Annotated in this window: 9 protein-coding genes and 1 pseudogene; 4 read left to right on the forward strand and 6 right to left on the reverse strand. The window is 41.1% G+C overall.

The features are described from left to right. Positions 1-135: 135 nt before the first annotated feature. The 4 genes from D0S24_RS18340 (at position 136) to D0S24_RS18355 (ending at position 7,304) form a co-directional block, all read left to right on the forward strand. Positions 136-3,489 carry a TonB-dependent receptor gene (locus tag D0S24_RS18340; protein WP_117021287.1) on the forward strand — a complete coding sequence of 1,118 codons (3,354 nt, stop codon included), beginning with the start codon at positions 136-138 and terminating at the stop codon, positions 3,487-3,489. Between the two features lie 22 nt (positions 3,490-3,511). Further along, positions 3,512-4,987 carry a RagB/SusD family nutrient uptake outer membrane protein gene (locus D0S24_RS18345; RefSeq protein WP_117021288.1) on the forward strand — a complete coding sequence of 492 codons (1,476 nt, stop codon included), beginning with the start codon at positions 3,512-3,514 and terminating at the stop codon, positions 4,985-4,987. 125 nt (positions 4,988-5,112) lie between these two features. Beyond that, a complete protein-coding gene (locus tag D0S24_RS18350) occupies positions 5,113-6,708 on the forward strand; it encodes a sulfatase (protein WP_117021289.1) in 1,596 nt (531 codons plus the stop codon). A gap of 128 nt (positions 6,709-6,836) precedes the next feature. Next, positions 6,837-7,304, forward strand: coding sequence for a DUF4168 domain-containing protein (locus tag D0S24_RS18355; protein ID WP_117021290.1), 468 nt, complete (start codon positions 6,837-6,839; stop codon positions 7,302-7,304). A 90-nt stretch (positions 7,305-7,394) separates the two neighbouring features. On the opposite strand, the gene D0S24_RS18360 is transcribed toward D0S24_RS18355, so the two are convergent. The 6 genes and pseudogenes from D0S24_RS18360 to D0S24_RS21470 form a co-directional block, all read right to left on the reverse strand. After that, a complete protein-coding gene (locus D0S24_RS18360; protein ID WP_117021291.1) occupies positions 7,395-8,810 on the reverse strand; it encodes a pyridoxal-dependent decarboxylase in 1,416 nt (471 codons plus the stop codon). A 25-nt stretch (positions 8,811-8,835) separates the two neighbouring features. After that, a complete protein-coding gene (locus tag D0S24_RS18365; RefSeq protein ID WP_117021292.1) occupies positions 8,836-9,657 on the reverse strand; it encodes a helix-turn-helix transcriptional regulator in 822 nt (273 codons plus the stop codon). Positions 9,658-9,710: 53 nt separating this feature from the next. After that, positions 9,711-10,136: a cupin domain-containing protein gene (locus D0S24_RS18370; RefSeq protein WP_117021293.1), complete on the reverse strand. Its 426-nt coding sequence runs from the start codon at positions 10,134-10,136 to the stop codon at positions 9,711-9,713. 12 nt (positions 10,137-10,148) lie between these two features. Next, positions 10,149-10,595 (reverse strand): DUF3237 family protein, encoded by a 447-nt coding sequence (locus tag D0S24_RS18375; protein WP_117021294.1) that lies wholly within the window; start codon positions 10,593-10,595, stop codon positions 10,149-10,151. Between the two features lie 10 nt (positions 10,596-10,605). Then, positions 10,606-11,034, reverse strand: a complete 429-nt coding sequence (locus D0S24_RS18380) for a hypothetical protein (RefSeq protein WP_147321479.1) — start codon at positions 11,032-11,034, stop codon at positions 10,606-10,608. A 322-nt stretch (positions 11,035-11,356) separates the two neighbouring features. Continuing rightward, a pseudogene (locus D0S24_RS21470) lies at positions 11,357-11,458 on the reverse strand (DUF7010 family protein); the annotation flags it as partial. Positions 11,459-11,590 lie beyond the last annotated feature (132 nt).

Genomic DNA, 11,590 nt, shown 5'->3' on the forward strand with positions numbered 1-11,590 from the left:
TAGTGTATGAACAAACATTTTTAGCCAAACCAACCACAGGGTCATTTTAACATAAAAATCGGAAAATGCGGACACATTTCCCGATTTGGTTCAAAATGATTTAAACGAATTTAAATCAATTAACAAATCAAAATTATGAAAAAACTCTTTAATTACGGGGGGTATTTACAATTCCCTTTAAAATTAAGCTTAAAAATGAAACTTACGGTACTGTTAACTATTGTTTCCTTGTTCCAAATTCAGGCAAATACCTATTCACAAAACAAAAAGATCTCCCTGGATATTTCAAATGCTCCTTTAGAAACCATTATCAATAGAATAGAGGCAGCGTCGGAATTTAAATTTTTGTTGAACAGGAAAGATGTTGATCTTAATAGGAAAGTTACCATTAAGGTGGAGAATAAGAGGATTGCCGTTGTCCTATCAAAATTATTTGAAAATACGGATGTTACTTTTGAGGTTTTGAACAAGCAAATTATTTTGAGCAGGAAGAAATTAAAAGTTGGTTCCCCGGACAAGGCCCTAGGCCCCGATCTTAGTTCAATAATAATGCAATTTCAGGTTACAGGAGTGGTTCAGGACCAGGATGGCAATCCGCTGCCAGGAGCCAACATTGTTGAAAAAGGGACAACTAATGGTGTTACGGCCGATTTTGATGGTAATTTCTCACTGGCACTAAATAATGATAATGCCATTTTGGAGGTTTCCTATATCGGATTTTTGACCAAGGCAGTTTCGGTGAATGGTCAAACGAACCTTAATATAATATTGGAGGAAAGCGCGGCTGGACTGGATGAAGTGGTGGTAGTGGCATACGGAACAGTGAAGAAATCCGATTTAACGGGAGCAGTTGCTTCCATTAAGACCGCGGAAATAAATGCGACCCCCTCGGTAAGACTGGATGATGCATTGAGAGGTAAAGTTTCCGGGGTCCAGATTACACCAACTTCTTCCCAACCAGGGGCAGCGGCCTCCATTAGAATTAGGGGGACAAACTCCATTTCGGGAAATAGTTCGCCCTTATTTGTTATAGATGGACTTATCGGGGCGGGCAATTCTTCGGACATTAATGTATTGGATATAGAATCGGTGGAGGTATTGAAGGATGCTTCGGCCACTGCACTTTACGGTTCAAGGGGATCGGCCGGTGTTGTGTTGATCACTACAAAAAGAGGTAAGGCCGGACAATCTAAGTTTACTTATGATGCCCATACCACCTTTCAATCCCCAACACGGTTTTTGGATGTATTGAATGCCGCTGAATTTGCTTCTTGGCAAAACGAAGTTCAAGGTATTGAGGCCTATCCAAATCCTGCTTCTTATGGTGAGGGGACCAACTGGCAGGAAGAAGTCTATAGACATGGGGCTCCTATGACCAGTCATACCCTGTCCGCTTCGGGGGGCAACGAAAAGGCACAATATTTTATTTCCGGCAATTATTTTGACCAGGATGGCATCTATATAGATGGCAACTTAAAAAGATACCAACTGCGCTTAAACGGGGATTATCAATTGAACAAAATATTGAAGGTGGGAAACTCTGTTACCCTTTCCCGAAGTACCATTGTACCAAGAAGTAATAATATTATTAATATTGCCGGTTGGTTCCCCACTTTGCCCGTTTTTGATGAGAATGGAGAATATACGATCCAAACGGTCAGTTCCGAGCTAAATGCTGAAAATCCGGTTGGAAGCTCGGCAAAAGGGATTAATTTAAATACCAGGTCCAGAATATTGGGGACAGTCTATGCCCAGTTGGAACCAATAAAGAACCTTAGGTACAAGTTTAATTTTGGAACCGATCTTTCCCTGGATAAAAGTGAAAATTATGCACCTTCCACATTATTTGGCCAAATTAATGATCGTGGTACGGCAAACATTTCCAATTCGGAGTATTTAAGTGTTCTGGTGGAACAAACTCTATCCTATAACAAATCGTTTGGGGATCATGATTTGGATGGACTTTTGGGTTATACCCGGCAACGGATTTTCAATTCAGGAAGCTCGGTGGAAGTCAGGGGGTTTACCACCGATTATTTTGGGTACAACAACCTTGGGGCGGGATCCGATAGAACAGGAGCGGGTTCCAATGCCAATGAGTTTGGTGTGGAATCGTTCTTGTTCCGATTAAATTATGGCTACAAGGGGAAATACAGGATAACCCTGAATGGAAGGGTAGATGGGTCGTCCAATTTTGCTAAAGACAGTAAGTGGGGTACGTTTCCTTCTGTTGCCGTGGCATGGAATGCCGGTCGTGAAGAATATATAGATAACTTGGGTATTTTTGATGACCTAAAATTTAGGGTCAGCTATGGTAGGTTGGGCAATCCTGCCTCTGGAGGTACATCCTTGGCCAGGCTAGGGGCCGGATTCACCTATCTTTATGGGAACAGTGGGGATATTACCAATGGTATCGGGTTAAATAGATTGGGTAATGATCAGTTGAAATTTGAGACTACGGACCAATTGGATCTGGGTATCGATACCTCTTTTTTTAATGACCGCCTGCAGGTAACCTTGGACTACTACCACAAAAAAACCAACGACTTGTTTACCAATGAAGATATTTTATGGTTGGCAGGAGTGCCCAATGCCATAATTCCTACCAACTTTGGATCCATAGAAAATCAGGGATTCGAGCTTTTCGTAAACTCAATCAATATCGATAAAAATGATTTTAGATGGGATACCAGTTTTAATATTTCTACCAACAAAAATAAGGTGATATCCATACCGGATGAAGATGGCGAGTTATTGATAAATAGATTTGGAGGGGTTTTAAATCAGCCGTCCGCAGTAATTAAGGAAGGAGAGCCTATTGGATCTTTCTATGGGTATATCCGCAATGGTATTTGGAATACGCAGGCCGAAATAGATGCTGCAGGGGTAACCGGCAGAGGTGTTTTTCCCGGGGGCAAACGGTTTGAGGATATCAGTGGTCCGGACGGCACACCGGACGGTGTAATAGACGCTTTGGATCAGACTATTATTGGAAACCCCCACCCGGAGCTTTTTGGGGGCATGAACAATACGTTCACCTATAAGGGATTGGAATTTTCCATGTACTGGTCTTTTGTTCTGGGCAATGATATTTTTAATGAAACCGATTCCAGAATTAACACGGCTTTTGATAACAACGTTAATGGTATGTTTGCCAATCGTTGGACACCGGACAATACCGAAAGTAATATTCCGTCCGTAAGAGGTGTTTTCAGGACGGAGGTCGTTCCTGAGACAGGGATAATCGAGGACGGTTCATTTCTCCGCTTACGGAATATAAGTTTAGGCTATAACATCCCTACCAAATTGATTCCGATTTTTCAAAATGCGAAGGTGTATGTGAGCGGAACCAATTTGTTGTTGTTCGATAAGTATAGTGGGTATGATCCTGAGATTAACAGAGGAAATGAGAATGCCCGAAGGGGGTATGATCAGGCACAGGATCCATCTGTAAGATCAATCACCCTAGGCTTAAGTTTGACATTTTAAAAAAACAAATAAATATCAACAGATGAAAAAATTAATTCTAATAACATTAATATTGGGGATAGCATTGCAATCCTGCGATGATATCATCACCGAAAAGCCCATAGATTTTTTGGTTCCCGGGAGTTTCCCCGCAACCGAACAAGATGCTTTGGCGGCAACGACTGCGGCCTATACCAGATTGCACAGTAATATTATATCCTTTTATTATGCCTTTACCCCGAGTGACATCGCTTTTCAAGGTCAACACAATATGCGTCCAGTATCTTGGTTTCTGGACCTAAATGAAAATGATGCCGATGCCACTGCTATGTGGCAATCTAACTACCAAGGGATTGCGCTGGCCAATACCGTCATTCAATTTGTTCCGGATGTACCCATGAACGATGAGTATTTAAAAGAGCGTTTAATTGGGGAAGCCAAATTTTTGAGGGCATTTTATTATTTTGAGTTGGTAAGGGTGTACGGGGCTGTTCCGGTACTTACCCAAGTAGTAGGCAATACGGATGAGTTGATAGGTATTACCAGAAATACGGTAGATGAGGTTTATGATTTAATAGAGCAAGACCTTGGTGAGGCGCTATCTGTATTGCCCAACGAGTATGTAGGGGAAGATTTGGGCAGGGCCACCAAATGGTCGGCTACCGCTCTACTGGCCAAGGTACATCTTACCCAAAGTGAATGGCTGGAAGCAAATACCAGGGCACAGCAGGTAATAACTTCAGGGATGTTCGGTTTGGTCGCAGATTACAATAGCTTGTGGGGCCAAAATGCGGAGTATGTGCTAATGCCCGATAAAAACGGTGTCTTGGTAAACGAAAATGTCTTTGATATTCAGTTTGAACAAGATGAGCGCAATGATTTTAAACAGAATTGGGTAGGCTCCAGGGATATTGAAATAGTGGGTGCTACCAATGCCGTGGGCGGCGGATGGGAGAACATGTTGCCCACTACGGATTACCAGGATATGTTTGAAGATGGTGACCTTAGAAAGGACATAAGTTATGTTACCGAATTGAACGGGAATGTATTGGAGTCGCCCAGAACCCCTGGTGCAGGTCCAGTAACGGGTAAGTATTTTAATGCGGATGGAGATGCCCCTAAAAGCAACAACGGTAGTCAAAACACCTATGTAATTAGGTATGCCGACGTACTCTTAATGCGTGCCGAGGCAGAAAATGAATTGAACGGACCTGAGAACGCCTATACATTTATCAACTTGATCAGGGAACGGGCAGGCCTACCTCTTTTAGGTGGTTTGGATCAGAGCTCCTTCCGTGAGGCCGTGCGTAAGGAACGTGCCACTGAACTTGGTTTTGAAGGGCATCGCAAGTACGATCTGTTGCGATGGGGGGTTTTTGTGGAGACCATCAGAAATGTTTCCGATCCACATATGGATACCCCGGCGGCCAACATTCAGGATCATCATATTTTGATGCCGGTCCCTGCCAGGGAACGCGAAATTTCAGAACAGAGTCTGTCCCAGAATCCGGGGTATTGATATTAAATATGTAATAATTTGTAGATTTGAAAAACCATGGGCCTAACCATGGTTTTTCATCTTAGGGTGGATAGGAAGTAGGTCTGTGAAGATGAATAGGTATAAAGCAAAAACAATAATTTGAAATGAAAACTCCAAAATTTTATCTAGTATTAATTTTTATAATAGTTTTCTCCTCGTGCAAGGAGGAAAATAAGGTTGTGGGGAAAGACCATAAAAAACCGAACATTGTATTTATTTTGGTCGATGATCTGGGTCTCCACGATCTAAGCGTTACCGGGAGCGAATTCTATGAGACACCCAATGTGGACCGTATTGCCAAAGAAGGCCTTATATTCAATCAAGGATATGCGGCCAGTAGGGTATGTAGTCCCTCCAGGGCAAGCATAATGACAGGGAAGTTTACGGCCCGCCATGGCATTACGGATTGGATCGGTGCCGCATCGGGTACGGCCTGGCGTAAATATAATAGGCATGATAAATTGTTGCCGGCAGAATATGTACACGGCCTTCCAAAAAAGGATGTGACAATAGCGGAGGCCATGAAGGCGGCCGGTTATAAAACATTTTTTGCGGGAAAATGGCATTTAGGGGATGAAGGCTCCTATCCCGAAGACCACGGATTTGAAATCAACAAGGGGGGGTGGGAAAAGGGAAGCCCTATGGGAGGCTATTTTTCACCTTGGGACAATCCTAAGTTGCCCAATAAGGTTAAAGGGGAGAACCTGACTATGCGATTGGGCATGGAAACAGCCAATTTTATTGAACAGAACAAAGACTCTGCTTTTTTTGCCTTTCTGTCGTTTTATGCGGTGCACGGCCCTATTCAGACCACAAGGGAAAAATGGGATAAGTACAGGGACAAGGCCGAGGTTCAAGGTATTGTGGAGAAAGGTTATAAAATGGAACGCGTTTTGCCTATCCGACAGGTTCAGGACAACCCAATTTATGCAGGTCTCGTTGAAAGTATGGACGACGCTGTGGGAGTGGTCCTGAATGCCCTGAAAGATGCCGGCTTGGAAGACAACACTATAGTGGTCTTTACTTCGGACAATGGAGGTGTTGCCTCTGGTGATGCCTTTTCCACTTCCAACCTTCCATTACGGGGCGGAAAGGGGTACCAATGGGAAGGCGGTATCCGCGAACCCTACTTTATAAAGGTACCTTGGTTAAAGAATGGGGGGACACAAAGTGATTTTCCGGTTATTGGAACCGATTTCTATCCTACCCTTTTGGATTTGGCCAATGTAGATCTACTGCCTGATCAGCACATAGATGGGATAAGCCTGAAACCTATTTTGGAAGGCAAGGAAATGAAGGTAGAAAGGCCCCTGTTCTGGCACTACCCCCATTATGGCAATCAGGGAGGTAACCCGTCCTCCATAATTAGGCAGGGCGATTGGAAGCTTATCCATTATTGGGAAGATGGAAGCGAGGAATTGTACAACCTGGCTTTAGATGGTAGCGAGCAGTCCAATGTTATTGCCTATAATCCTGAAATAGCAGAAAACCTTGGTATAACGCTTGTTGATTGGTTAGAGGAAGTGGGAGCCAATATGCCAACAAAAGATCCTGAATTTGATATGGAACTTGCCCAAAAACGGCATCAGAGCATTGTAAATGAGAAGTTACCTGCTTTAGAGGTCGAACGAATGAATTTTTTATCGGTGGATTTTGAACCTAACAACGACTGGTGGGGAAGCAAAGTAACCGAAGATTGAAATTCAACTATGTTTTTTAATTATGTAGGTTCTTGATACTAACAAAATTATAACTGTTATTTTTTTTGAAACCGTAATGAAACTAGTAGGTTGCAATTTCAATATTTTAACAATTAAAATAAATAATTATGTTAAGACTTAAAAGAAAGATGAATGTAATGCTATTTTGTGCCTTGATCTTCGCAGGTTCTATAGCTATTTCACAAACCCAGGAACCTACCCAACAACAAATATCGGTACCAGATGCGGAATTACAGTTGTTTGCCAAAGCATATCAGGGTATCCAAGTAGCACAGCAGGATGCACAGAGAAAGATGATTGCCGTTTTGGAAGAGCAGGAGATCGAAATAGACGTTTTTAACGAGATTCAACAGGCCAAATTGCAAAACCAAGAAATAGAGGCGGCACAATCGGATGTTCAAAAACACGCCAAGGCAGTTGAAAAGATTGAGAAAATGCAACCGGAAATACAGTCCAAAATGGAAAAGATAATAACGGATACCAACCTTGCCGTTGAAAAGTACGAGCAAATTGCAGGTGCCCTCCAAAGCAATCCAGATCTTGTTAAGAGATTGCAAAAATTAATGGCAGGATAATAAAAAGCGAACGAATAGACCATAAAAAAACTGTCCCTTTACGGGGCAGTTTTTTTATTTTATCATCATTGCTAAGAATATACTGACTCCTCAAATTATGGTTATTTTGTCCAATACAGCCTGCATTTCATTAACTGCAATATTTATATCTTCAACGCCCGTCCTCCAATTTACAAATGCAGCTCTAATACCTTTTCTACCGTAATATACCGAAGGGGTCATAAAAACCTTTCCTCTACTATTGACCCCATTGAGGAAATGATCAATTTGTTTATCAGTTAGTCCTTTTATGGTAAAGGCCACAATATTAAGCCTTACAGGAACCATTAGTTCATATTTACTTGTTTCAATCAGTTTTTCTGCAAATAACCGGGCTTGATGAATATTCTCCTCAACCAATTTGGTATAGGTGTCTTTTCCGTATGCAACAAGACTGAACCAAACTGGTAAGGCTTTTAGCCTCCTTGAGTTTTCCGGCAATACATTGAGAAAATTAAAATTATCTTCTGTGTTGCCCAGGTACGGGGCGTTAGAATTCTGAAAAGTCTCGGCCTGTAGGATCGCATGCTTTTTATTTATGAAATAAACAGCACTCTCATAAGGTACGTTAAGCCATTTATGGCAGTCCACAGTAATACTGTCTGCGGCTTCCCAACCCTTGACAAGGTACCTGTATTGAGGTGAACAGCCCGCAAAAGCTCCAAAGGCACCATCTATATGCCACCAAAAGTTGTATTTTGACCTAATCCGTGAGATAGCTTCAAAGTCGTCAAAATCCCCTGAGTTAACGGTTCCGGCACTTGAAATAATAATGCAGGGTTCATCGTCAAGTTTTCTCAGCTCATCTTCTAGGGAAGCAATATCCATAGCTTCCCTGTTGTCTTTCAGGCAGTTTACAATAATGATGTTCCTACTTCCAATACCTAACATGGATAGTGATTTTACGGCAGAGGAATGTGGTGTGGCACATAAAACTTTCAATTGGGATATACCGGATAATCCATCTTTTGCAATATCGTAACCCGATTGTGTTCCTACCCATTGCCTGGCAGTGGAAATACAGGTGAAATTTGACATGGTAGCACCGGTTACAAACCCTCCCGAAAAGTCGTGTGGCAGCCCAAAAAGATCGAGTAATAAACTTATGGTCTCAAATTCTATCAAACCTGAAATATCGCCCGTTCCTTTAATAGTTTGAGTGTTCTGGTCGTATACACTGGCCAGCCAGTCGCCCGCAATGGATGCGGGGGTAGAGCCCCCGGTTACATAACCCCAGTATCTGGGCCCGGAAGAAGCTACAATGACCTCCCTGAAACGCTCATTGAACTCATTTAGTGCTGCAAGGGATCCTTTTCCTTCCGGTTCTATTTTACGAGTAGATAATTCTTTGTTTATTACCGATGTGGGGGCATTTTGAATATTGTTCAGATATGAAAGCCCCTCATTTTTTATAGTTTCAAAAAGTCCCTCTATTGCAGAAAGATCTTCCCTTAGTATTGAATTCATGTTATTATTATTGATTGGATAATTATTACTGATCGGCCACGTTTACAATGAAATTTTCCTTTTCTTTTAGAAAGCCCCTTGGATTGATGCCGGTCAATAGCTTAAATTCCCTGATAAAATGTGACTGGTCGGCAAAGCCGTTTTCATATGATAGTTCGGTAAGTTTAAAATGCCCGGCACCCTCCATATACTTCTGTATGGCGTTGAACCTCGAAAGCCTCATATACTCTTTTGCAGTGATCCCAAACCTTTTTTTAAATTCCCGCTGTAATTGCCTAACGCTTATAGGCACTTGTTTTATAAGGTCGTCCAGGCTTATTGCACCCTGATGTTTTCTTATGATCTCTGATGCCAGCTTAACGTAATCGTAACTGTTGGTATTATTGGAAAGTCTTTTAAGTAAAAAATTTTCGGTAAGGAAAATTTTCTCCTGTATTGACCCCGATTCCCGTAACCTTGAACAATAATCATCAAAGTCTGGGCCGAGAACATCCCTACCGCTTTCAAAAGTTGAGGTGAAATGGGACGGAGGGACCCCGAATATGGTATAGATTCCTTCTGGGTTAAATCTTATACCGAAAACCTGTACCTGCTCATTAAAACGGACTATATAGGGCTTGGTTTGCAAGCCTATGAGGGTAAACTCGGGCGACCTGCCCCAGGCATCTTCTTTTTTCAATTCACAATGATCATGAGTTAAATGTACGATCAATTCAATACATCCGTTTGGGATTACCGATTGTACAAAGTTATTTTCAGAATACAGGTTGAAATCACCTGTCCAATACGTTTGTATCAGCTGTGTCAGAGGTAATGATGGCCTGTATTCTGAAAACCTGATGCCCATGTTCGTTTTTTGATTAATAAAAATAGTAATTAAAAGTAAATCAGATGATTATATCAGTCTTGAAAAAGCAAGGCTGTGTTGACCACTTTCGATTCTGTTGGTAGCATCTCTTTTTCAAAAGTAGCTACGATATTGTTTGCACCGCCAAAAACCCCCAGCACTTTTACAGTATTGGCACCAATATTCTTCACGTCATGTGGCACCATTTTAGGAATCAGTACTATAGTCCCCTGTTGCGCCCCACTTTTACAGTTGCCTACGGTTGCTTCTGCCTTCCCACTTAATATAATAAGAAGCTCTTCTGCACTATCTGTATGCATCCCTAGGTTATCCCCGGGTTCCAGCTCAAAATAGACCGTGGCTATTTCTTTCGACCCGTGAGCCCCGACCAAAGGAAAAGTTGCTTTACAATGCTGTTTATGGTCCTCTTTTCCAATGAACTCGTTAAGTTCGAGTTCGTTTAAATTTACTGTTGTCATTTTGTATTCATTTTAAATTAAATATCCTTTTATGTTAGCTGTGCCGGTATAGAAGTCAACATCCCCTATGCCCAACACCTGTTTATGGTTCAACCAGGCATATCTTTCATCACTGGTAAAGAAAGACATAAACAATTTTAAATCGCCGTTGCTGTTCGTTCCGGTTTCAACAACTTTAATATTTGCACCGTCGTCTGTAATTATACAGGCATGTAGGTTTAAAATGAACTTCCTGTCGGTTCTTACTTCTAAATAGTCGACCCCCCTGATCTTGCCTTTGATCTTCTCACCAATAAGGCTGCCTTCAAAATGAATATCGAAATGGGCCCCTTCATTTGGTATTGGTTTTGTACTATCGAGCAAGTCCCGCATTTCAAAACCGTATTCAATAAAATCGGTTAACCTTACACTTTCTTCAAAGAGAAGTTCCGTACCGGTAGTTGTCATTAAATTTTCCATGTTCGTTTTTTTAAATTTGAAATGATTGTTGAAACACTTTTTTCCCGTCTTTGAATATTACGGTATACACCCCTTTAACTTCTGAAAAGTCAAATCTTTTACTGATATGGGTTTTCTTTCTCGATACATCGGAGTATAGTGTTGTTCCTTTTTCATCGAAGACCACTACCGTAACCGGCGAACCATCAAGATTGGGATAATTTAAGTTGATAATGTTCTCAGAGATTCTGTAATAGGGACGAATCTTTGTAGCCTTTGTTGCCTCTTCTCTTTTTAAACTAAAATATCCCTGATGACTCATTTCTTTTGTCACATTGATGGCTCGGATAGTGTTTCTTACTTCGTTTAAATGAAGCGAATTTGCCTGCCCTATGGCTAAAAAAGCCATCATTGTAACAATTGCAAGCCTTTTTTTCATAATGTTTACTTTTGTCTTCATTTTCATTGATTTTTAAGGTTATATATTTATATGATTAATACGGGCAAAGTTATTATGGTCGGGTCCTTGGAAATTGTAAAAAAACGACTTTGAAAGTGCTTTCTGTGGTTGTTAAGAAGCTGATTCACAATGACGATCCACTAACTTCTGCTTTGCCCTCAATGAAAAGGAAATAAACAAACAAACCTATAACTAGCAATAACATACTTATATATAGTGGAATGTAAAATATATATACTCCCTGCAACCGGCGCATTACAGTTGCCCCAATTGTCATAAGTGCGGCCATAACAGCATAAGATATTTCTTTGTACAACCAAGCCTATGGGAAAAGATGTGCCCCGGTAATAATGGCATAGGCAGATATGAAATAATCGGGTTTTTTGGCGATAAGGAAAATGAGTATGGGAAAATAGAACAGTTGGGAAAAATTAAATTAATTAATTTTTCAGTTCCTTATAAATTTAAAAATAAAAAACATTTTATTAATGTTCTTTTTATCCCTTAAATAGTACCCAGATTCAACGTGTAGATAAAGTGCGGAGCCTCTTTAATC

It is taken from the genome of Arenibacter sp. P308M17, assembly GCF_003426735.1.
Classification (GTDB): domain Bacteria; phylum Bacteroidota; class Bacteroidia; order Flavobacteriales; family Flavobacteriaceae; genus Arenibacter.